At 36.1% G+C, this 23,954-nt stretch carries 17 protein-coding genes and 2 pseudogenes; 12 read left to right on the forward strand and 7 right to left on the reverse strand.

Features of this window, described 5'->3' with window-relative positions:
- Both nrfD and dsrO read right to left on the reverse strand, forming a co-directional pair.
- Positions 1-1,071: an NrfD/PsrC family molybdoenzyme membrane anchor subunit gene (nrfD, locus tag AC2IP4_RS17655; protein ID WP_486307344.1), complete on the reverse strand. Its 1,071-nt coding sequence runs from the start codon at positions 1,069-1,071 to the stop codon at positions 1-3.
- Entirely contained in the window at positions 1,068-1,844 is a 777-nt protein-coding gene (gene dsrO, locus AC2IP4_RS17660) for a sulfate reduction electron transfer complex DsrMKJOP subunit DsrO (RefSeq protein ID WP_105055711.1), read from the reverse strand. The genes nrfD and dsrO overlap by 4 nt, the downstream gene beginning before the upstream one ends.
- A 191-nt stretch (positions 1,845-2,035) precedes the next feature.
- Between dsrO and AC2IP4_RS17665 the strand changes: the two genes are divergently transcribed.
- The 4 genes from AC2IP4_RS17665 to AC2IP4_RS17680 all read left to right on the forward strand — a co-directional run bounded on the left by AC2IP4_RS17665 (position 2,036) and on the right by AC2IP4_RS17680 (position 7,750).
- The gene (locus AC2IP4_RS17665) at positions 2,036-3,865 is read left to right on the forward strand and encodes a sensor histidine kinase (protein ID WP_375319873.1); all 1,830 of its coding nucleotides are present in this window, start codon (positions 2,036-2,038) and stop codon (positions 3,863-3,865) included.
- Between the two features lie 21 nt (positions 3,866-3,886).
- A complete protein-coding gene (locus AC2IP4_RS17670; protein ID WP_375319872.1) occupies positions 3,887-4,486 on the forward strand; it encodes a response regulator transcription factor in 600 nt (199 codons plus the stop codon).
- 136 nt (positions 4,487-4,622) lie between these two features.
- Positions 4,623-5,786 carry a sugar ABC transporter substrate-binding protein gene (locus AC2IP4_RS17675; protein ID WP_486307346.1) on the forward strand — a complete coding sequence of 388 codons (1,164 nt, stop codon included), beginning with the start codon at positions 4,623-4,625 and terminating at the stop codon, positions 5,784-5,786.
- A complete protein-coding gene (locus AC2IP4_RS17680) occupies positions 5,783-7,750 on the forward strand; it encodes a GGDEF domain-containing protein (protein ID WP_375319870.1) in 1,968 nt (655 codons plus the stop codon). The genes AC2IP4_RS17675 and AC2IP4_RS17680 overlap by 4 nt, the downstream gene beginning before the upstream one ends.
- A 72-nt stretch (positions 7,751-7,822) precedes the next feature.
- Here the strand turns inward: AC2IP4_RS17680 and AC2IP4_RS17685 are convergent, their stop codons facing one another.
- A complete protein-coding gene (locus AC2IP4_RS17685) occupies positions 7,823-8,713 on the reverse strand; it encodes a LysR family transcriptional regulator (protein WP_375319869.1) in 891 nt (296 codons plus the stop codon).
- A gap of 140 nt (positions 8,714-8,853) precedes the next feature.
- Here AC2IP4_RS17685 and AC2IP4_RS17690 point away from each other — a divergent pair, with 140 nt between their 5' ends.
- Positions 8,854-9,300 carry a DoxX family protein gene (locus AC2IP4_RS17690; protein ID WP_375319868.1) on the forward strand — a complete coding sequence of 149 codons (447 nt, stop codon included), beginning with the start codon at positions 8,854-8,856 and terminating at the stop codon, positions 9,298-9,300.
- Positions 9,301-9,658: 358 nt separating this feature from the next.
- Positions 9,659-11,422 (forward strand): annotated as a pseudogene (locus AC2IP4_RS17695) (methyl-accepting chemotaxis protein); the annotation flags it as partial.
- A gap of 81 nt (positions 11,423-11,503) precedes the next feature.
- On the opposite strand, the pseudogene AC2IP4_RS17700 reads toward AC2IP4_RS17695, so the two are convergent.
- A pseudogene (locus tag AC2IP4_RS17700) lies at positions 11,504-12,032 on the reverse strand (DUF3332 family protein).
- A gap of 236 nt (positions 12,033-12,268) precedes the next feature.
- Between AC2IP4_RS17700 and AC2IP4_RS17705 the strand changes: the two are divergent.
- The 4 genes from AC2IP4_RS17705 to AC2IP4_RS17720 all read left to right on the forward strand — a co-directional run bounded on the left by AC2IP4_RS17705 (position 12,269) and on the right by AC2IP4_RS17720 (position 20,074).
- The gene (locus AC2IP4_RS17705) at positions 12,269-13,291 is read left to right on the forward strand and encodes an HD domain-containing phosphohydrolase (RefSeq protein WP_375319866.1); all 1,023 of its coding nucleotides are present in this window, start codon (positions 12,269-12,271) and stop codon (positions 13,289-13,291) included.
- Positions 13,292-13,301: 10 nt separating this feature from the next.
- Entirely contained in the window at positions 13,302-17,750 is a 4,449-nt protein-coding gene (locus AC2IP4_RS17710) for an ATP-binding protein (RefSeq protein WP_486310780.1), read from the forward strand.
- 249 nt (positions 17,751-17,999) lie between these two features.
- Positions 18,000-18,737, forward strand: a complete 738-nt coding sequence (locus AC2IP4_RS17715; protein ID WP_486307348.1) for a glycerophosphodiester phosphodiesterase family protein — start codon at positions 18,000-18,002, stop codon at positions 18,735-18,737.
- Between the two features lie 38 nt (positions 18,738-18,775).
- On the forward strand, positions 18,776-20,074 hold the full coding sequence (locus tag AC2IP4_RS17720) for an MFS transporter (RefSeq protein WP_375319864.1): 1,299 nt from the start codon (positions 18,776-18,778) through the stop codon (positions 20,072-20,074).
- 97 nt (positions 20,075-20,171) lie between these two features.
- On the opposite strand, the gene yidA is transcribed toward AC2IP4_RS17720, so the two are convergent.
- A complete protein-coding gene (yidA, locus tag AC2IP4_RS17725; protein WP_375320836.1) occupies positions 20,172-20,981 on the reverse strand; it encodes a sugar-phosphatase in 810 nt (269 codons plus the stop codon).
- 101 nt (positions 20,982-21,082) lie between these two features.
- Here yidA and AC2IP4_RS17730 point away from each other — a divergent pair, with 101 nt between their 5' ends.
- Complete coding sequence (locus tag AC2IP4_RS17730) at positions 21,083-21,754, forward strand: tRNA (adenine(22)-N(1))-methyltransferase (RefSeq protein WP_486307349.1); 672 nt, start codon at positions 21,083-21,085, stop codon at positions 21,752-21,754.
- 160 nt (positions 21,755-21,914) lie between these two features.
- Positions 21,915-22,064, forward strand: a complete 150-nt coding sequence (locus tag AC2IP4_RS17735; protein ID WP_181044638.1) for a hypothetical protein — start codon at positions 21,915-21,917, stop codon at positions 22,062-22,064.
- Between the two features lie 34 nt (positions 22,065-22,098).
- On the opposite strand, the gene AC2IP4_RS17740 is transcribed toward AC2IP4_RS17735, so the two are convergent.
- Both AC2IP4_RS17740 and AC2IP4_RS17745 read right to left on the reverse strand, forming a co-directional pair.
- Positions 22,099-22,737 (reverse strand): hypothetical protein, encoded by a 639-nt coding sequence (locus AC2IP4_RS17740; RefSeq protein WP_375319861.1) that lies wholly within the window; start codon positions 22,735-22,737, stop codon positions 22,099-22,101.
- A gap of 117 nt (positions 22,738-22,854) precedes the next feature.
- A complete protein-coding gene (locus tag AC2IP4_RS17745) occupies positions 22,855-23,796 on the reverse strand; it encodes a YeiH family protein (protein WP_375319860.1) in 942 nt (313 codons plus the stop codon).
- Positions 23,797-23,954 lie beyond the last annotated feature (158 nt).

A 23,954-nucleotide genomic window follows, 5' to 3' on the forward strand; every position in this document is an offset into this window, starting at 1 on the left:
TTACTTGGTTGATTTTGTTGTGTTGATGAGTTCAGATGCAGCAAGCGCTAATGCCATCCATAAGCCAAACATGCCAATAATACCCAGCAGCCCAGAGCCACCCATTGGCAGTTCGTATGGATAAGCACCGACATCAAATTTTGGAATGGTTTGTACATCCATCATGGTGACCCAGCGTAAATAAAAGCTCGTACATAAAGTGCTGAATGCAATCACTGCGAAACTCAATCGATGCAGTTTTTTGATGTTTTGAGCCACAATAAAACAAAGGACAAAACCCATGCTGACAATGCTTAATCGAGTGATCCAATCGCTGTTTTCGTACAATGAAAAGTACGGGTTATTTGAAGCCCAAAGCGGCACAAGAATAAAAGCAAGCAGTGAGCTTAATGTCGTCACGCGTTTGATGAGGGATAAATCCCCGCTCTTCATGACGTCGTTATTTTCTGATGGGAACAGCCACAATAAAATTGCAGAGAAACCAATCGCACCTAAGAAAGCGGTGATAAACCAAAGTAGAGGAGAAGCGGCTTGATTCCATAATGGACGGCTTTCTACAATGGCAATTTCAGCGCCCGTATAAAGCGCGATGCTTAACCCTAATAAAACCGTGATCGCCGCGACGATTTTCATTTGTACGGCACTTATTTTCCAATCACCCAGAGTGACTAAGCCCACTAATTTTGCGATTGGATTGGTGCTGTTTTTCAATTGGGCAATGTCATCACGTAAATATAGCCATGCAGTGAGTACTCCTAGCCCTGAGAAAAGAGGTAAGAACAACGAACCAAGAGACATCCAAGACCAAGGCGTAAGATGGAAGAAGAAATGCCAAGCGCGACCTGGTTGATGCAAATCACCAGTTAATGCTAACGGGCCAACAATCGCGCCAATCGCAAGGGTTAATACCAATGCCGAGCGCATTTTATGGCTGGTGAATTGTTGAAATACCAAGCTCAGTAAAAATAAAATAGCAGCAGCGTAAGCAGAGCCAATGTATAAGAAATATTGCACGGCCCACGGAAGCCACGTGGTTGCTTGTGGTTGAATTAAAACTTCAGTGATGTTCATGCATTTTCTCCTTTTGGATCATAAATCGCCGCTTTACCCTCAATGTGAGAGGTAAAGCGCTCGTCCATGCCGATATAAAATACGTGCGGTTGTGTTCCTTCTTCTGGTTTTAGTACGTTAATGTCTGCTTGATTTTCTGCCATTAAACGCACAATTTCACTGCTAGGATCGTTCAAATCCCCAATCACTCGCGCGCCACCCACACAAGTTTCGACACAAGCGGGCAATAAGCCTTTTTCTAAGCGGTGAGCACAGAAGGTGCATTTGTCAGCGGTTAGGGTTTCTTCATTAATGAAACGGGCATCGTAAGGACAAGCCTGAACACAATAAGCGCAGGCTACGCAGCGTTCGTTATCCACCATGACAATGCCATCTTCACGTTGGAAGGTCGCTTGAACTGGGCAAACTTTAACGCAAGGGGGATTTTCACAGTGGTTACACAAACGCGGTAACATGAATGATTTGACGTTTTGAACTTCAGTATCGCCATTATCTAGCGTGACTTCGTATTGTTTTACGGTCGTTCTAAATTGCCCAATAGGGGCTTGGTTTTCGATGGAACAACCCACGGTACAGGCTTGGCAGCCAACACATTTTCGTAAATCAACAACCATTGCATAACGTTTACCCACCATGCCTTTGCGGTCTGGCTGGTTATTATTACGGATAATGGTATTGGCTGATAATGTGCCTGCGCCAGCGACAGGAATAATGGCAGCGCCTGCGGTAAGGGTGCCAAGACGACTGAGAAATCGACGTTTGGTATTGTCCATAAAACACCTTTTTGGTTAGGAGTTAGAGTGCATTTCATAATATGAATGGATTATTGAAAATTATGTCAGTTCCGCCTATTGTGGTTTTCCACATAGCGTAAGGTGGGTTGATCTAAAACAAGAAAAAAGAGTTGGGAAAAACACTGAAGTTGCTATTCTTGGCAAGTATTTCAAATAAGAGCGAAAAGATAATGAGCAATGGATGGCAAATACAGGGTCGTAAAATCAGTCTATCGTTGTGGGTAGGGTATTTGTGTTTGTTATCTCATGCAGTCTTTGCTCAAGCACAAACCGTTAATGTAGATGTCGGAGTGTTGGCCACTCGTGGCGGAGCAGAGGCGCAACACCGTTGGCAGCCGACGTTGGATTGGTTGAGTGAACGCGTTCCTAATACTCATTTTGTTTTGCATCCTTTTACACTTCAACAAATGGAACAAGCAGTCGAGAACCAAACCGTTGATTTTGTTATCACTAACCCCGGTCAGGCCGTACGATTAGGCAGACAATACCCACTCTCTTGGCTTGCGACATTAAACAGCGCGAACACCACTCGTAAAAATGGAACCACTCATGCAATTGGCTCGGCGTTAGTGGTACGTCGTGATTCATCGTTTATGACTATTGAATCATTAAGCGGACAGTCCTTAGCGGCGGTCGATGAAAATGCCTTTGGCGGTTATCTGACCTTACGATTTGAGGTTAATAAACTCGGGTTAAGGCAATCAACGTATTTTTCCGATACTCAATTTTTAGGGTTCCCGTTGGATGCTTTAATTTATCAATTACGTGATAAACATATTGATGCCGCGATTGTGCCAGTGTGTTTAATTGAAAGAATGAACAAAGAGGGCCTGATAGATTTCTTTAACTATCGAGTGATCAATAATATCGCTCCTGACGATTTTTCTTGCGCCACTTCAACACCACTCTATCCAAATTGGTCATTTGCTAAAACAGGGAAAGGGGATGAACGATTAGCAAAGCCGATCACCAGAGCATTATTATCATTACCGAGTCATGAGGATGCGGCTCTTGCTGCTAATTCGCTGGGTTGGACATCTCCCATTAGCCAGCTTTCGGTGGATAAATTGTACCAAGGTTTGGATATGCATCCACTGCAAAAACCGTGGTGGCAGGAAGCTGTCGCATGGTTAAAACTGAATCAACAGTGGGGATGGATGTTATTTATTTTAGTGCTTTCACTTAATGTCTATCATTTTTTATTGGAGTATCGATTCAGTCGTAGCAAACGTGAACTAGAAAGTACTCTCCATAGTTTAAAAGAGAAAAACTCAATGCTAGAACATGCTCAAAGAGTAAGTATTGTTGGAGAATTAGGAAGTAGCTTGGCCCATGAAATTAATCAACCATTAGCCGCTATTCGTAATTACAGTCAAGGGGGGTTATTACGCCTTAAAAAAGGGCAATCAGCTCAAGAGTTAATCCCTATTTTAGAAAAAATAGAGCAGCAGGTTATTCGCGCAGACAGTATTGTTCAACGTTTACGAAAACTGATTAATAAGCGTCAAATAGCCAAAGTAGAATGTGAAATCAATAGTATTATTAGTGATACTTTAGCGTTATTAGAATATGACTTTCAAAAGAAAAAAATTCATATTACCCGAGAGCATTCCACTGAAATTTATACTTTATGGGGAGACGCGGTAGGGATACAACAAGTGTTACTTAATATCTTTAATAATGCAGCAGATGCGTGTCTACAACGTGAAGAAGTGCCGCATCATATTGATATTGACGTACAGTGTAACGATTCTACAGTCATGATTAAAATACGAGATAATGGTATTGGGTTTGAAGAAGATAGCGAGTCATTATTTAAAGCCTTTTTTACCACAAAAGAGAACGGGTTAGGATTGGGACTTGCGATTTGTCGTGACGTGATTGAAGCGCACCAAGGGAAATTTTTATTGGAACCTGCGTCACCACAAGGGTGTTGTGTCACAGTAATATTTCCACGGTTAAGTACACTATTGCCTAATAAAAAAGAGAATGAGAAATAATGCGTTGGATAAGGGAAGTAAATGTCTGAGTTAGTCGTGCCAGTGTATATTGTTGATGATGATGAATCTGTACGTGATTCTTTAATCTTTATGTTGGAAGGATATGATTTTTATGTCGTTTCTTTTAATGATGGGCAAGATTTTATTGATAAGATTGACTTGATGAAACCCGGTTGTGTGATTCTGGATAGCAGGATGCCAATCCTTCGCGGTCAAGAAGTACATGCTTTACTGAATCAGCAAAAAAGCCCCTTATCAGTGATCTTTCTAACAGGGCATGGGGATGTTCCAATGGCTGTGGATGCTTTAAAATTAGGCGCGGTTGATTTTTTTCAAAAACCTGTTGATGGCGAACAATTAGCGCTGGCAATTAGTAAAGCTATTGTCGCTTCTATGAGTCTTTATGATAAGCAAGAAAGTAAAAAAGTATTTGGGTCACTTACAGAAAGAGAAGCTGAAATCTTACATTTAATTGTGGCTGGAAAACGAAATCAACAAATTGCGGCAGAACTATTCGTTGCGGTTCGTACAGTAGAAGTGCATCGTTCTAGTTTAATGAAAAAACTGAATGCTGAAACGGTTGCAGACTTGGTGATGACTTATGCAAAAATACACGTATAAGAATCATATTAGTGGTATGACCATTTGTGGGTAGCCAACGTTTATTGCTCTTTTTTCTGATATAATTATCGGTTCGTGACATAGATTGGAAGCTTGTGTCTCTCTTTTCATTTCAAATAGATATTATTTAACTGTCATGCGTAAATTCCTCGTATTAATTGTTTTTATTGTTTCGTTCTCATCTGAAGCTGGAGTACTTGAATTTTGGAGTGCTTTTGGAGATAACGTCGATAAAAAACTTGCTGATGAATTCGAAAAAAGAACGGGAAATCAATTGATGATCCGTAAGTTTTCTATTGATGAAATGAAAGCAGAATTGCTATTAGCATCACGCTCAAAAAATTACATGCCAGATGTTGCATGGGTTCCTTCAGATTTTTTAGGTTTACATAAGTTTATAGGTTTAAAGATAATTCCTAAAGAATGGGTCAAAGAAGATCAACTTGAAACTGAAGCGAAGCAAAGTGCAATGGTGGGTAATGAGTATATGGGCTTACCTCTTTTTCTTGGTAATCACCTAATGCTTTTTTATGATAAAAGCAAAATTAAAGAGCCAGTAACAAGCTGGGAGCAATTACAAGCCCTCTCGCAACAAGAACCATCTAAAACACATATTGTTTTTAGTGTGAAAGACATGTACTTTTTTTCGTCGTTTTTTAGCTTATTTCATCCAGAGACCTCGTTCGATAAGATTATCTTTGATGATGAAAAAAGCATGGATACCTTGCAATTTTATCATGATATGGCGGCACTTAATAATATCGGCGTTGAATGCAGTAATGTATGCGGACGCCAGCAATTTATTGAGCGTAAAGCATCTTATTTAATTGATGGAGACTGGGCTGTAAATAGTTTAACGGAAGCGTTTGGTGATAATCTTGGAATTACTTCATTGCCGAGCTATCAAGGTATTCCAATGAGATCATTATCAGGCGGGAGAATCTTAACTATTACAAAAGGCGGTTACCAAAACCCAGAAAAAAGAGAAATGATTAAGCAATTAATGTTGATTTCTCAAGATGAACAATTCTTAACTCAATTGATTAATGAACACCAATATATCTCAGCTTCCGCCAAAGTGAATCATACTTCAATGTCGCCGAAGAAAGCGGTGATGTATTCTGTATATCAACAATATTTACGCTCTCAACCTATTCCTACTAGCTTACGTGTTTCATTTATTTGGGAAGCACTAGCAAGAGGGGCATCTCGCCATTCAGATGGAATGCCTAAGGAAGAGACTATGGTATATATTGAAAACTTAATTGATCGATTCTCGAAAAAAGTGGAGGAGCAATGATCCGTCGTCCATTTTTAAGTTTACGTAAAGTATTTACTTATGTTTTGTTGATTACAACATTAGTCCCACTGCTGTTTATTAGCCATTTTTTGACAAACAGTATTGGTGAAAAACTATTAAATCAAAAAGAACAACAAATACAAAATGCGGTATCAACGATTGCTCAAGAGATCGTGGTTGAATTTGATCGTATTCAACAAAGCCTAAATTGGTTATCGCGTGATCGATTTAATATTCAAGCACTTGATAACATTCTATATTCTAGCGTAGTGATGCATAACCTTACGCGCTTTAGCGAACTATCAAGCTTAATTAATAGTGTTTATATATTAAATGATGAGTGGGAACCATTATATGACTTAAATGGACGCTCATATTATTTTGAAAACAGCAAATTACTGCAAGAGATCAGTGAAGATAAATCGATTTATGAACAAGGATTAACGACAGCAAGATTTTACACAGAACCTAATTTAATTAAAGGAATACCTACATCAAACGGCGTTGCTTTAGTGACTCCCATGCTACCTTATAACTTAGAAGGTTCTGGTCGTTATCGTGCTTCTGGTTATGTTGTGGTATTGATTTCATTTAATACAATTGAAAAGCATTTCCAGCACTTTCTACTTAAAAATGAAAGTTTTAGCGTTAAAGAACATGTAGGCGAAAATCTAGAAATAAATTTTGAAATCGATGACAGTGACAGCATTGAACGTTTGTTTGTGTTAAATAATACGTTTTTTTCATCGCCATTAAAGTTAGATATTGCTTATCAATTTTCAGATTTTTCTCGTTTAAAAGAGATGAAATCAACGTTAGTTGCATTGTTTACTGTGATTGGGTGGACATTGGTCACGGTTCTTTTTATCTCAATGGGGATTACTCGTTGGATATCAAAAGCTTTTCTTGAGATAGAGAAAACGATTGTTAGCTATGCATCAAATCAAGAACCGAAAGAAAAACAGTTTCAATTTACTGAATTCAATCGCATGGCAATAGTGCTTAGTAAAATGAGAATAACGATTCAAAATCAACTGCTAGAATTAAAAAATACCAATGATGAACTTAATAAATCTCAAGAGTTAATAGAGCGAAATAATGACAAGCTTTCTAGTTTTAACCAAGAGTTAGAAGTTCAAGTAACGAAACAGACTGCTCAACTTAGTGATGCGTTACTTAGAGAAGAGCAAAATAAGAACAACTTAGCAGCAGTAATAGAATTTGGCTCAATATATAAGACACTAAGTTACCGCGAGTTACCAAATAAAGTAGAGCAGCAGCTGCAACAGCTTTTCCCTGACATTGATTGGCAGTTGAGGTTTAGATCACTAGGAGAGTACTCAGGAATTGAAATATTATCGAGTAAGGATAAGTTGCTTGCAAGCTTGCGTTTTATATCTACACCTCAATTAGAGGAGCATCAGTTAGTATTTAAACTTTTTGTGAAGCAACTGTCGTCTTGGTTAGAGTTAGTGGATGTAGCAAGAAGTGATGGCTTATTAAAGTGTGGAAATAGGAAAGCGTTTGATGAAGATTTAGCACACTATCAAAAGCGTTATCGAGACACTGAAGCTGAGTGGAATTTTGGATTGTTCATCTTAGACGTGAATGGATTAAAAGCGGTTAATGACCAACATGGACATGATTTAGGTGATGAGTTGATCAGGGTAAGTAGTCGCTATATCTCAGAGTTATTAACAAAAAATGAAACATTTTATCGCATAGGTGGAGATGAATTTGCTCTTTTGACCAAAGGAATGACTTGGAAAGAATGTGCATCATTAGCTGAAAAGTTACAGTTACACCAAAAGAGCTTAGTTTTTTTTGACAGAGAGGGGACAAGCTATGAAGCTCATTACTCCCTAGGCTGGTCATGCTCGGATACTACGGAACTATTTAAGATGTTTACCGTTGCTGATGAGCATATGTACCGAGAGAAGAAGGCTTATTATCTGAATGTCTAAACAGGTGGTTTGTTTTTATTACGACGAGTGGATTGTAAAAAGTAGTAATAAAGATGTTACATTAAGAAGTATTTACAACCATTTCTTAAGTGCTAATTCTCTTGTAAACCACTCACATGCTTTGCCATCATTGCTTTTATGCCAGCCAATAAAGAGCGGGGGATTTACTCGTGGAACTGAACATTTTTTTTCAACTAAATCTCCAGAGTTGAGGTAAGGTTGAATTAAATGCCTTGGTAAAAATCCAGTTCCGACACCAGCTAATTGTGCCTGTATTTTGGCTTGCATAGTATGAAAACGAATGCGTTGTTTACTTTTAAATAACCCTGTATCTCGAGTAGGTAATAAAAGTGCAGAATCAGAAACAATAATTGAAGGGTATTTAAGTAAATCATCCGCTTCAATGATTCGTTCTAATGAAGCTAATGGGTGGTGTTTAGCAACGGCAAAGAGAAAATCCACGCGTCCAATTTCGGTTATTTGATATTCGCCTTTTGGTAAGTGGTCAGAAACGCCAATTGCAATATCGGCACGGTTGCTGTGGAGAGCATCCCAGCCTCCACTGAGTGATTCTTCTGAAATGGTTATCTCAGTCTCTTGTTCTAATTTATTAAACCCAATAATGGTCTCTAAGAGGGGATTAAGAGGCATAATCGTATCCCTTACTATTTTTATTTCTCTTTCCCAACCAGAAGTCAGTTGTTTCACTGCTGATTCAAGTTTATCCGTCGCAATTAAAATCTCTCTACCTTGCTCTAAGATTAGCTTACCTGCTGGGGTGAGATTTGCTTTTTGTTTTGAGCGGTCAAATAGAGCAACATCAAGATCTTCTTCGAGTTTTTTAATGGTGTAAGTGAGGGCCGATGGAACTTTAAATAATGATTCAGCAGCTGCTGCAAAGCTTCCTTTTCTGTCAATAGCATCTAAGGCACGTAAAGCATCTAGGGTAATGAGGGAATTCATGTATATCCTTATTTTGTGTATTCAAAAAAATTGAACTACTTGCTCAAATTGTTCCAATTTTCTTTGAGGGTAACATATTTATACTAGCTCACAACTAGGGGGGAAACCTCATATAAATATATTTGCTTTAGGACATTATTATGAAACAAAAAATAGCACAATTATTATCATCTAATGCTGGTTTTAGCACACTTGCTCTACGTATTCCTATTGGTATCATTTTTATGGCTCATGGTGCTCAAAAATTATTTGCATGGTTTGGTGGCTATGGCTTAGAAGGGACTGGTCAGTTTTTTGAATCGATAGGTTTGGCTCCTGGGATAGCAATGGCATTTTTGGCTGGTAGTGCTGAGTTTTTTGGTGGCTTATTTATCTTATTTGGTTTATTAACGCGCCCTTCAGCATTTGTACTTGCATTTACAATGTTAATTGCCATTGTAAGCGTACACTTGTCTAATGGTCTATTTATGTCTAATGGCGGTTATGAATTTGGTTTAGCGTTATTTGCAGCAAGTATATCATTAATGTTATCTGGATCTGGTAAAGTGGCGTTAGATATTTGGTTAAATAAACAAATAATGAAATAGACTAACTTATTCAGTAAATTCTTCCCTATGCAATTATTGATCCTGCCGATAAGTAATTAAAAATCATATACAGATTTTGTATGTATTTGTTGTTATTGATAGGTATCATAGCTAAATTTGGCTTTTATTTTATTTTATTATTATATTTGTTCTATATTTCTTATTGACCTTATTGTTATTTACTTTTTGTTTGGGTAGTCTTTACTTACTTATTAATGAAAATGTTAAATTATTTATGAAAACGTTAAAAGGGAAGTTAATGCTTATTTTTATAAGCATGAGTGTTGTGGTTTGCTTTGGATTATCAGGGTTTGGATATTTCAATTTTAAAGAAGAAAGTCTTTCTTCTTACAATCGAACAATGACAGAGAAAACAGATTTAATTTCAACGAATTTAACATCAAAAATAACCGAGTATTTTAATATAATAAATTCAATTTATCTTGATGTTGACTCTAGTGGAAGATTGGTTGATATTGATAGAACATCAAATATATTATCTAATATTAACAATGAGTTGGGTGTTTTTGATAATATATTTTATGCAGATAAAACTGGTTTGACGGTTTCTTCTGATGGAAAAGGTATAATTCCTAATTTCAATGGTAAATCGAGTGAATGGTATAAAAGAGTTTTTTCTGGTGAAAATAAAGTAATTACTGATGTTTATACTGATACTGAGAATGATCAAGTTTTTTCTTTCGCTATACCAGTTAAACGAAATAACCAAATTGTTGGTGTTCTTGCTGCATCCGTTCCTCTTTCTATTTTTTCTGATTTTATTCGCGAGTTAACGCATAGTAATCAAGTTTATGTATATAGAAAAGATGGTTATATTTTATCATCAAAAAAGTCAGAATATATCGGTAAAAACATGCATGATGTGAGACCTCAATATTCTGTTTTATCACCAACTAATAGAACAATGACTTACGATTCTTATAGTCAGGACGATACTATTTATGTCGTTTCATCTGTAGAAAAAAGTCAAAATTGGATGGTGGCATCATTTGAATATAATGAGGTTATTCTTGAACCAAGTAATAACACCTTATTTATTTCTATGTTGATCACTTTGGTGTCTATTGCATTATTTTCTTCTATTATCTATAAGGTAATTATGGATTATATATATAAGCCATTAGGTGGAGAACCAGAACATATTGAACATATTATCAAGTGTATTTCTCAGGGTGATTTAAGTATGGAGTTAACTTCATCTAGCAAGAATACGGGGATTTATGCTAGTGCGGTTGTTATGATACAAGAGTTAAAGCGTGTAATTGAAGGTAGCCATCAGATATCTGAAAATGTCTCGACGGCTTCAACTGAACTTGCTTCTGTGATGACGGAATCTGAAGTGAATGCTCAACAAGAGACTGCACAAATAGAGCAGATAGCAACGGCAGTAAGCGAGTTATCGAGTACCGCTTCTGAGGTGAGTATAAATGCTTCTAATGCTGAGGGTGCTGCAAGTGCTGCTCAGAGTAATGTAGCCTTAGGACATGAAGCGTTATCTAGTTCTACAGCAATAGCGGCTAAGATTAGCTCATCAGTAGAAGATTCAGTGGTAATTGTTAATCAACTAAAAGAATACTCAACAGAAATTGGTGGGGTTATTGATGTTATTAATAGTATTTCTGAGCAAACCAATTTATTAGCGTTAAATGCGGCAATTGAAGCGGCAAGAGCAGGGGAACAAGGTCGTGGCTTTGCTGTTGTTGCTGATGAGGTTCGTTCTTTAGCTGGAAAGACACAACAATCTACGGTTGATATTCAAGAGATTATAGCTAAGTTGCAAGAGCAATCAGATAAAGCTGATATCTATATGAGATCGAATGCTCAATTACTGATCGAGTCACAAGTGGTTGCAGAGAAGGTTGCAAGTGCATTTACGGGAATTGCGAGTTCTGTTACTGACATTTCAGACATGAATACATTGGTTGCTGCAGCATCAGAAGAGCAATCGAGTGTGACGAATGAAATTGCACAAAATATCAATATTGCCTCTGAATTAGTGACTCAAAATGTGAGTGGTATTTATCAAAGTGCGAAAGCAAGTGAGGAATTGTCGGAATTATCGATAAGGCAAAAAGATATCCTTTCCTTTTTTAAAATTTAGCATTAATCCGGTATTTCTGTACTGTAAGTAATATCAAGTCACCCAATATAAGGGTGACTTTTTCACTTTAAATTATCAGTCTTAACTCTCTTGTAGATATTCTAATCGGGCGATAGTTGTTTGAGAAATAAGCTCCCCATCAATATAGTAATTTACATTTTTACCATCACGTATCCCTCGCAAAATTCCTGTTTCTCCTGTGTTATAGGTGATGTTCATTTGAATGGTATTATTGTCAATCTTTTTCATTTCACCAGTAGAAATAGTTCTTTGGTTTACCAATGGGTCAATAGGCGCATTACGCAATGATGGGTCTAATTCATCATTTACTTTAAAATGAGTGTCTGTTTTTGAATCAAAAATATGTGGACTACCAGAGATTGGATTTTTACCTGTCCAAAATTCTAATGAGTTAAATACAACATAATCAACCGCAGTCGTAATTCCGTAAACTGGTGCAAGAAGTAAATTTACCCCAGGCATAGCGGTTATCAACCACCTCAACATTGAATTTCATTACTTTCCCTGTTACTGCGTTGCTACCAATACAACCTGTTAATGTTGTCGATAGAATAATAATGCCTGCAGTTTTAATAAATGTTTTTTTCATAATTGAGACCCAAAAAGTAAGTAATCAGTGATGTGTTTTCTTGGCACTATTATGCTTTTCGTTACAGAAAAATACTTACCATTTTGTGCCAGATAATATTTATCGGATGTATATTTCAAATAAATACTGGTTCTGAATGTTGCTCAAAGGGTAATAAACATGAAAGAAATTAATGATTATCACTGATATGTCTTCTATATTTAATTAATAGCTAGGGCAATATTTTTTGGAGAATTATGGAAGATAAACCAATTATACTTGTTGTTGATGACAGTCCCGATAATGTTGATGTACTGACAGGGATTCTAGGTTCAAACTATCAAGTAAGAGTTGCTATTAATGGTCCGCTCGCGATTAAGCTTGCAGAGAAAAAGCCACAACCAGAATTGATCTTATTGGATATCATGATGCCAGCGATGGATGGTTATCAAGTATGTAAGGTATTAAAATCTCAACCTCAAACTCGTCATATTCCTGTTATTTTTGTTACTTCAAAAATATCATCCCAAGATGAGTTAAGAGGGCTAGAATGTGGTGCGGTTGACTATATCTCAAAACCTATTACACCTGCGGTAACATTACAACGCGTTAAAACTCAACTGAGTTTATATAATCAACAGCGATCTCTTTACTATAAAGTGAAAGAACAAACAAAAGAAATTAATCGAGGGCAACTTGAAACATTATCTAGCCTGGGTCGTGCCGCCGAATACAAAGATAACGAGACAGGAATGCACGTAAAAAGAATGGGATATTCTTGTTATGTACTAGCAAAAGCTTTTGGATTGAGTGAGGAAGAGTCTGAAAGATTAAGAAGTGCAGCGCCAATGCATGATGTAGGAAAAATTGGGATCCCAGATTCAATTTTGTTAAAACCGGGTAGGTTAACTGTCGAAGAATTTGAGGTGATGAAGCTGCATGTGGATATTGGCGTTGAGATCCTAGGTAAAGAAAGCACTTCACTGTTAATGCAAATGGCAATTGATGTCGCAAAAAATCATCATGAGAAATGGGATGGTTCAGGATATCCACGAGGAACTGCTGGACGTAATATCCCTTTAGTCGGGAGAATATCTACTATTGCTGATGTTTTTGATGCATTAATATCCGAGAGACCTTATAAAAAAGCATGGAGCATTGAAAAAGCAGTGGGACTTTTGAAAGATGAGAAAGGAAAACATTTTGATCCTGAACTCGTTGATTTGTTTCTCGTTAACTTACCTCTAATTATAGAATATCAACAAAAGTTTAGAGATTAAGGGAATAGGTATGGCTAGGGTAATTATTTTTTTATTTATTCTAATAAGTTTTAATTCTTTGTCTGAAAGTAAAATTTATTTAACCGACAGTGAAAATAAATGGCTTGAGTATAATCCTACCATTACTATTGTCGTATTATCAGATAATTATCCTTATTCCTATTTTGATAATGCTCATAAATTAAAAGGGATAATAAAAGAATATGCTGAACTTCTACGTATTTCTTATGATTTAAATATACGATTCCTTAGAGTTAATACACGTGAAGAAGCTAATAAAGCATTATTAAATAATTTAGGGGATGTTTATTTATTTGGTCGAGGCGACCAAGCTCAATGGTTAGATGTAAATAGCAGTATATCGTATCTTCCTTTTCAACATTCTTTGATTACGTTATCTCAAAGAGCTAGTTTTAATAGGATAGATCAGATACTTAATCTTAAAATCGCTTTGATTAGAGGTGAAAGCAAACCTGATTGGAAAACACCAAATACTCATTTTTTTCATTACTATCCTACTCAGTTAGAAGCATTGAAAGCCCTAAAGGAAGGGGAAGTAGATACCGTCTATACCGAGCCTATTTCAGGAATGGATATTGCTCAGCGCTATTATCTAAATGATGAATTTAAAGTAAATAGTGTTGTAGCCCGATGGCAGAATTCCGAAGCATCTATGCTAGTTGTTAAGAGTAAGCCTATATTGCTCTCTCTTATAAATAAAATGCTTACTAACTTAGAAGATGATAAAAAAAATCATATATTTAAAGAGTATTTTAGTCATAGCAAACATCGAGTGCCTTTGTCTGGTATTTTTGGGTATGGGAGCCCACCATATATGTATGCAGAAAGTCCATCTGTAGGGCTTGAGTTTAGTTTGATTCAACAATTGTTAAATGATATGGGTTATAAAGTTGGTGACGTATCACGTTTACCTCTTTCAGTTCGGCAGAATATTCTTACCACTCAATCTAATATCGCATTTATTTCGGGAATTACAAGTAAGCAGTCACTTGACCACTTTTATAGCGAGTCATTAATTGAATTAGAATATATTCCTGTTAGTTATGTATCTAATAAAATAGATCTTAGTAAGAATCGAAAAGATCTTATCGTAGGTTCCTTATTACAAGAAGGGAGCTCTCCAAGTCGTTTGGCTTTATTAGAGATAAATAAGTCATTAAAATCAAAAGAAAATAAGGTTTATTCTAACCTTTCTGATGCCTTTTTGGATTTAGAAGATAAAACTATTGATATATTAGTTATTGAACGACGAGTTTTAGAGTGGTACATATCAAGTCAATTAGGCATGACCTTATCAGATATACATGTTCATCGTAATATTTCATATATATCTCCAATTTATGTTGAATTTAATAACGAAGAAATCAGAGATAGATTTAATGCAGCACTTTCTCATCTTCGTCAGGATGATGACCATTATGAGGATTTTATTAATGAGCGAGTTTATGCAGACTATACCAATGCTTTGAAAAAAGCAGATATTTTATCTCAAATTGCGGCTTATTTATTAGTTCATGATGATATTGAAAAATTTGAAGGTATTGTTGCCATCTTTGATATTAGAGAAGCTCTTAAAAAAATAGAAATATTTACTGAAACATCCATAGAGCCAATTAAGGTATTTAATTTTTATCATCAATATGATGGTAATAAAGAGGAGTTGAACTATTCATATGTTGAATTGGCGGCTAATTATCGCTCTCAGATAAGGACCTCAAAAGTTGGAAAGGTTAAGTATTATTATTATGGAAATAAAATAAGAAAAGGGTATATTTATATGCCATCCCTGCAATTATTTGAATACTTACCTCCTCAGCTTTTTTCTTATATTTCAAAATTATATAAAGATAATGGTTTTCACGGACAGTTATTAGATTTATCTCCGAAGGAGTTGAAGTGGATCAAAAATAAAAAACAAGTATTTATAGGCATAGACCCTTCAGCTATGCCTTATGAGTTTATTGATAGTAAAAAAAATTATATTGGTATCATTAATGATTTTTTGCAATTAATTCAAAATAAAACAGGTCTTAAAATTATCCCTAAAGTAGTGGGTAGTTGGTCTGAAACAAAAGATCTTATTTCTCAAGAGGAAGTTGAGTTAGTTTCAGCAGCAGTAGAAAACAATACATTAAGTTACTCTTATCATCCAGTAGAGCCTCTTTTTTCAAATAAACTTGCTTTGGCCTCTAATCTTGACGTTCATAGTGTGGAGTTAAGTGATATTACGAATTGGACGATAGGAATATTACGTAATGGAGCAAATACTCCAGAAATATTGAAAAGATACAAAAATATTAATTGGGTTCTAGTTGATAATACAGAAGAGGGGCTTAAACTTGTTAATAATGAAGAAATTATGGGTATTATTGATACGGTTCATGTTCTGAATTATTTGATTTCAACTAATGAGTATCAAAATATTGATCTTGTAGGCCGCCTTGAGCAAAAAATAAGTCCTACATTCCATGTGTTAGATTCTGAACCTGAATTGTATTCGATTATTAATAATGTGGTTAGCTCAATTTCGGAACAAGAAAAAAAACGTATTTTACTTAAATGGAGTGCCCCAAAGTTAATTGAAAAAATAGATTATGAATTAGTATATACTATTGGTTTTTCTTCTTCCCTTATTCTTATTGCGATTTTTATTTGGAGTCGAAAGTTAAGAAAGTTAAATATTCAACTCGAAATTGCAAAGAAAACAGCAGATGATGCCAGTAAGGCAAAATCTGATTTTCTCGCGAATATGAGCCATGAAATACGAACGCCAATGAACGCCATTTTAGGTATGTCTTATCTCGCTTTACAGGAGGTAGAGAAACCTATTGTTGCTAACTATATTAGGAAAGTTCATCGTTCGGCTGAATCTTTACTGTTGATTATTAATGATATTCTAGATTTATCAAAAATTGAAGCTGGTCAATTAGAATTAGAATCCATCCCTTTTTTATTATCAGATACGCTAGATGACGTAAATAATATCTTATCTATTAAGGCGCAAGAGAAAGGATTGGTACTTGAGATAATATTAGACGAAGCTCTGAGTATAACGTTAATAGGAGATCCTTTAAGGTTATATCAAGTCATTTTAAACTTAGCGGGGAACGCGGTTAAATTTACCCCAGAAGGCAAAGTCATTATTTACCTTTCAGCAATTAAGCTGACAGATTGCGAGACTACGTTTTCAGTTCGAATTATTGATTCTGGAATAGGGATGACTCCTCTACAAATTGCGGGTTTATTTACTGCTTTTTCTCAAGCAGATAGTTCAACAACAAGGCGATTTGGTGGGACGGGGCTAGGTTTAAATATCAGTCAAAATTTGGTCACCTCAATGGGAGGAGACATTAAGGTGGAAAGCGATTTAGGTAAAGGCAGTGAGTTTTATTTTGTTTTAACGCTACCTAATAGCTTAAAACAAATAGAATCGAAAAATAATGATGATGGAAACAAGGCAGTTATTGTATTTGGAGGACAAAGAGTTTTATTAGTGGAAGATAATGAGCTTAACCAAGAAGTTGCGATGGCGATGTTAACAAAGTTGAATTTACGTGTTGATATTGCAAATCATGGTGAAGAGGCATTGGAGTATGTTGATAATTATACTTATACTTTGATCCTAATGGATCTTCAAATGCCTGTTATGGATGGATATAAGGCGTCAGAAGAGATCCGTAGAAGACATATTACAACGCCTATTATTGCTCTTTCTGCGAATGTTCTTCCGGAAATAAAATACAAAGCAATGTTATGTGGCTTTATTAGTTTTATTGAAAAACCAATTATTTTTGATAAATTAGCTGTACATATCGCTAATGCTTTTGATGAGCATCCAGTAGAAATATCTGTTGTTTCAATGCCTTCAGATCGCGAACCGTCTTATCATAAATCTACATTCTCTCAAGATGATGCCATGCTATACAGCAATAATGACGCTGATTTATTACAACGCTTAATTAAACGTTATATGGAAACGGCAGGAGTCATGTTAGGTGATCTTCAGGATGCCTTGAAACAAAGTGATATGGTATTGCTTGAGCGTACTGCACACACATTAAAAAGTATAACTGCGAATTTAGGGGGCCGTAAGCTTGCTGCACACTTGCAACAAATTGAATCAAGTGCCACTTACAATAGTAAAGAGGACATTGCAGAGCTTCTTACGGAGAGTGAAGCTGAGTTCCTATTGTTCTTTGAGCAATTATCGTTGTTAACCACAGATGAGAATTTAAAAAAGCATTCCACGATAGGTGAAAAAGAATTACGTGAGTTAAAAATAAAAATAGAAGACTATGATAGTACCGCTTTAGATTTAGCAACGCAGTTTTTCACTGAGCAAGAGGATATCGATTGTGATAATCAGCGACTGATTAAGGCATTGAAAGCGTATGACTTTGATAATGCCTTAACTATAATTAATCGCATGCTATCTTAACGAAGTAATGTAAGTGCTGTGTTTGGTATATAAATAAAACTCGCTAATTATAGTTTGCTTGATTTTTAGGCGAGTTAATGGGACGTAAATTAATACTAATGATATTAATATTGTTAACCCATAGGCAAAAAACGAAATAAGTTCTTATTCGAGCGCTCGAATGCTCATTTAATCCATTCTTGTCACATTTATGAAATGATCTAAGCGTTATCATCCTCCACATCTTCTAACACGTAAAATAGGTTAACAATGAAAACATTAATAGCTCATCGTGGCATGTCTTCTCTGGCTCCCGAAAATACGCTTTCTGCTTTCTCATTATGTAAAGACCATGGTGTTCAATGGTTTGAATGTGATGTAGATATTCTACAAGATGGCACGGTGATTATTTCTCATGACGATACGTTAGATCGTTGTACAGATAAAAGCGGTCGCTTATGTGATATTAGTTACGCCGATTTGAACTCTATTGATGCTGGAAGTTGGTTTAGTGATGATTATATTGATGAGCGTTTACCAACTGTTCAACAATTAATCAAACTAGCGAACGAAAAAGAATTAAATTTGAATATTGAAATTAAATCGTGCTCGGCAAGTGCTAAGTTGAGTCATCTACTGATCGATAATTTGATCACGGCACTTAAAGAGTTAAACCCTGAACGTGAGCTTATTATTTCAAGCTTTAACCACTTAGTATTGTCTGAATTCAAACGTAAAAGCCCTGAAAGTAAAGTCGCTTGTTTGTTTGAAAGTCATAACCTATGGGATGACTGGAATTCCATCATTGAATGGTGCCAAGCTGATTATATTCACCCTGAAGAAAAAGGGCTAACTCGTGAAATGGTAAATAAATTTAAAGCTTCAGGCATTAAAGTAAATGTGTGGACAGTAAATGATTTGGCTCGTGCAAACGAGTTATTTAATTGGGGGGTTGATGGTATCTGTACTGATATTGCTCATAAATTCCCGTCGAAATATAAAGCTTAATATAATAATTAAAACAATAACGTGAAAGGATTACCACTATGAACTTGTTTGAAAAAATAGGCTTTACGAGTCGAAACCAGCTGTTTGGTTTCTTCTCTGTCGTCATGTCTGGACAAATCATTTATTCTGCTTTTGAGGCATTTAAAGGTACATTTTATAATTTACTTTTAGAAGTTCTACAAATAGACAACACTCAAATGGGGATTTTGTTTACTCTGATTGGCTCTGCAATGTTCTTCTATATACCAGCAGGTTGGGTCAATAACCGTTTCTCAGTAAAATCCATTTTAATTACCAGCCTAACGATACGTTTCTTAAGTATGATGACGATCATTTTCTTAGAACCTGGATTTAGTGTTTTGGTTGTGATTGCCGGTATTTGGGGGCTAGTAGATGCAGCTTTCTGGCCATCAGTTGTTAATGGTGTGACCTTAATGTCTGGCGATAAAAACAAAGGCATGGCTTTTGGATTACTAGAGTCAGTGCGTCGTGCTGCTGAAATGAGTATGAATGCCGTTATCGTTGGTATTATGGCGTTGGTTGGCGGTTCAATCCTTGTGTTCCAAGGCGCAATTGTTTTCTATACGTTACTTATCCTTCCGATGATCTTTTGTGTATGGAAATTTGTACCAGATAATCACATGGAAATTAAGCAAGGTGAGAGCAAAAACAAAGAAGCACTAAAAGGTTTGGTTCATGTACTAAAAATGCCAACAGTATGGCTAGCTGCGATTACTTCTCTAACGGTATATTGGATTTATATTACGCTAATTTATACAGTACCTTACCTGCAAGCTGTATTTGGTTTATCAACAGCACAAGCGGCTATTTTTGGTATTATTAATACAGGTGCAATGGGTGTTGTCGCTGGTCTAGTTGCAGGATCTATTGCTGATTTCGTGTTTAAATCTTCCATTAAGATGATGTTCTTTGCCTTGGGTTTAACCGCTGTTTGTTTAGGTGTGACGATTGCATTACCTAAAAGTGAGGGCATGCTAATGATGAACATGGTGCTACTAATGTGTTTCTCATTCAGTATCTTCTTAGCTAAAGGAATTATCTTAGCACCAGTCGCTGAAGCGGGTGTACCAAAGGACTACAGTGGTTCTGCAATGAGTGTTGGTTCATTTGCTGCTTATGCATCAGTGTTCTGGGCGTACGCATTAAACGGTTGGATTATTGATACTTACCCTGCGATTCAGGCATATCAGATGATCTTTGGTATTGGTTTAACTGTTGCGGTACTTGGTATGATATGTTCATTGATCCTTATCTCTCTGAAAAATAAAAACAACGGTGATGATCAAGAAGAAAAATTGCTTGAATCAGAAGCGTAGTCTCATGATGTAATACAAGATATTTGTAGTAATTAAAAACCCCAGTATGTGTAATTTATACTGGGGTTTATTTTGTTATTAGTCTGTTCGTTTATAATTAAACGTTTAATATAAACTCTTCGATGACTTTTGCTACACCATGTTCGTTATTACTTACGGTAATGTGGTTAGCGATCTCTTTGATATCATCAGTGGCATTTTCCATAGCAACACCAAGACCTGCGTATTGGATCATATGCCAGTCATTGCCTGCATCGCCCATGCAAATAACTTCATCGGCAGTAATACAAAGGTGGTCTGCTAATGCTTTTATACCTACGCCTTTATTACTGTTTGGATTTAAAAATTCTAAGAAGAAGGGAGCGCTTTGTACTATCGTAAATTGCTCATATAAATCGGAAGGTAATTGTTTGATAGCAGCAGAAAGTAGCTTAGGCTCATCAATCATCATCGCTTTCATTATTTGTTCATCATCTGATAGCTCTTCAAAATCAATCACAGTGATTGGCATGCCAGTGATTGTAGATTCATGCTCAGTATAATGACTTGATGCAGGGGTGATTAGACCTTTTTCTTGAGAGAAGGCGTGAATGTGAACTCCGAGTTTTTTCGCTAATTTAGCAAGAATTTTTGCGTCAGTACCGGTAATTATTTGGCTACGGATAACTTCTTCGCTTTTCACTTTTTGAACGAGTGAGGCATTGTAACTAAGAACGTAATCGTTCTCTGTTGTCATGCCTAACTCTTCGAGTTGTGGTTTCATGCCATTTAGGGGGCGTCCAGAAGCTAATACAACCACAACGCCTTTTTCACGAGCTGCAGCAATCGCTGCTTTGTTTTCAACTGAGATTTGTTTATCTGAATTAAGCAGAGTGCCATCCATATCCAGTGCGATTAATTTATACATCATAGTTACCATTGGATTAAAAATACTATTAGCTAGCTTACCTGAATTTTATGAAAAAAATACTATATACTGTCGCTGATTTTTACTACTGATACAGGCTAATGAAGTTAAGTTCTCGGTTAGATACCATAAAAAATAAAGTTACCGATCACTATGATCATATTTGGGATTGCTGTTGTGATCATGGTCAGTTAGGCATTGCTTTATTGGCTTCGCAGCCAAAAAGTCTGATCCATTTTGTCGATGTCGTCGATGAGTTGATGGTTGAATTAGAGTCTCAACTGCAAAAGCACGCCTTAAAAGTCAGCTCTCAGTGGCAAGTACACTGCATGGACGTGGCTCAACTGCCTCTCGTCCCAGATAAAAAGAATCTAATTATTATTGCTGGTGTAGGAGGGGATTTATTAATTGAATTGGTTCGTGCCATCCAGACACGTAATCAAGGTATTGAATTAGAATTTATCTTGTGCCCTGTATTACACCATTATAAAGTGAGAACTGAGTTAATTGATATGGGCTTTGGTTTAGTGTCAGAAACGTTAGTTAAAGAGAATAAACGCTTTTATGAAATTATTCATGTCAGTAATCAAGCTATTGTTCCTTTGAGTAATATCGGTTCTGAAATGTGGAATTTATCAGAGGTAGATCATCAAGAATATTTGCAAAAAACGATTTCTCATTACCAACGAATGGAAGAAAATACTAAAAACTCGGGTAAGGTGAGTGATTTGTATTTAAAGCTAAGGGAACTATGGATGGCTTTAGCATATTGAATTGATTAGTATTTCAATATGCTATTGGAATATTTCGTTAAAGCTATAAACTTACATTATTCATTTTTAGGGTATGTCCTACATAAATTGTATTTAGTACTTTTTATATTTAGAGCACATTCTAGTCGTTAAATGAGCATGTTAGTGTTCGGAGTTCAGTATGCAAAGTGAAAGTTTGAGAAAACAAGTGTTGCTCAAGACGATAAAAAAAGACGTAGAAGTTGCATTAACGTTACAAGAAATAAGTAAGTCAGATCTTATTAAAATGATCCGCTATTTTGCGATGAAAGCAGAGGCACTGAGTGAATAATTAGCTAACGACAAGTGTCGTTAGCTAGACGAAATTATGAATTTTTATTAAGGCGATGTACTTCAATACCAAAACCTAGCGCGCTATAAGCAAGCAAAGAATAACCTAGTAGTTCAGTTCCTTCTTCTGCTAGGTTTTTTATTGTGCGTATGTAGCTATCATCAAGTAATGTCTGCCATAAATAATTCATCCCCACTAATCGAGAAAACACCAGTACAATAACTAAGGCGCAACTTAAGGTGTAAAAATAGCGACTATCGAAAAATTTAGCCGCGGTAGATAGAAGACCTTTCTTATCTTTTAATGCGAAGTAAATGCATGTAAAAGTAACGATTAGGGCTGGAACGAGCCAAAAGCCATGGTAAACCTTGTCAAACACACCATCACTCTCTCTTATGCACATGCAGCTAAAAAAACCAATGATAAGTATTGAAAAAGAACGTACTTCTTTATTAATTATCGCTATGTAACTAAAAGAAAAAATAACAATAAGGAGTAAAATCTGCTGATAATACTCGGTTAGCGAGTTCTCACTAAGTCCATCTTTTAAAAAGATAATATCAGTACGAATGACTAAGTAGGCAACAGCAACAACAAGGCATTGAATAAAAAACTGTAGTAATCCTTTTTGGATTTTTTTTATGTCAGGGGATTTTGAATAAGGAAACATCATGGCTACCTTTAATGCTTATTAACTATTTTGTTACTATGGGCTAGTGAGGTAGCATAGTATGTACTCATTTATTGGAAATAGGATTCCATAACTACAGGTAGTCATTCTATAAGTCTTTTATTGAATATAATTTATGATATAGAGCAAAGACGTAGTAGAGATAACGACCCAAAGAAGCACACCGAAGATTAAAGGTTTAGCTCCTGCTGATTTGATTTTTTCAATAGAGATACCGCAACCAATAAAAAAGAGACACAAGACTAATAGCTTTTTTGATATATCAAAAATACTGTTATAAACCATTTGGAATTGTGGCAAGTTATCGTTGATTAAAATCGCTAAGCAGTAAAAGAGAATAAAATAAGGAATGGTGACTTTTTTACTATTACTACGGAAGAGTAGAGCGCTAATAAAGGCAACAGGAACAATCCATAATGCACGAGCTAGCTTAAGTGTCGTTGCTGTTTTTAACGCTTCTTCACCATAAGCTGAAGCGGCGCCTACAACGGATGAGGTATCGTGAATCGCAATTGCAGCCCAAGTCCCAAAGGCGTGTTGACTCAGCTCTAACGCATGCCCAATGACAGGGAAGATAAATAGTGCAATAGAGTTTAAGACAAATACGGTAGCTAAGGCTAAGCCTGTTGCTTCTTCATCAGCATTTATTGCGGGAGCAACTGCAGCGATAGCACTTCCACCACAAATAGCCGTACCGGAAGCGATTAAATGACCGGTTACTTTATCCAATTTCATCTGTCTTGCTAGTAACCAACCAAGTACCAACGTACCAAAAATGGTTGATAAAATAATGCCAATACCATTTGAGGTTGCTTCAATGGCTTCGTTTAGTTGGATCCCAAAACCTAGCCCCACAATAGAATAGGCGAGTAATTTTTTAGTCACTTTGCCGAGAGAAAAGTTGGTTGGAACAAAACCGAAACTCGCTAAAGCGAAACCCATGACTAAAGCCGTAGGTGAGTTAACCCAAGGGGTTAATGTGAATAAGGCAGCAATATAAAAAGGGAAGTAATGCTGTAAGTGTTGTTTATTAAAAGTCATGTTTATTATTCTTGGACACAGGAAAGAGAACGATAGCATTTTTCTTTGGTTTAGTAAGTTTAATAATTCAATATATAGAGTTAAAAAAACTTTAACGATATAATCATGAAGTGTCGTTTATTTGAAAAATAAAGCAAACGTTTGCTTTACTCTGACTT

The sequence above is a fragment of the Aliivibrio thorii genome, assembly GCF_057368585.1.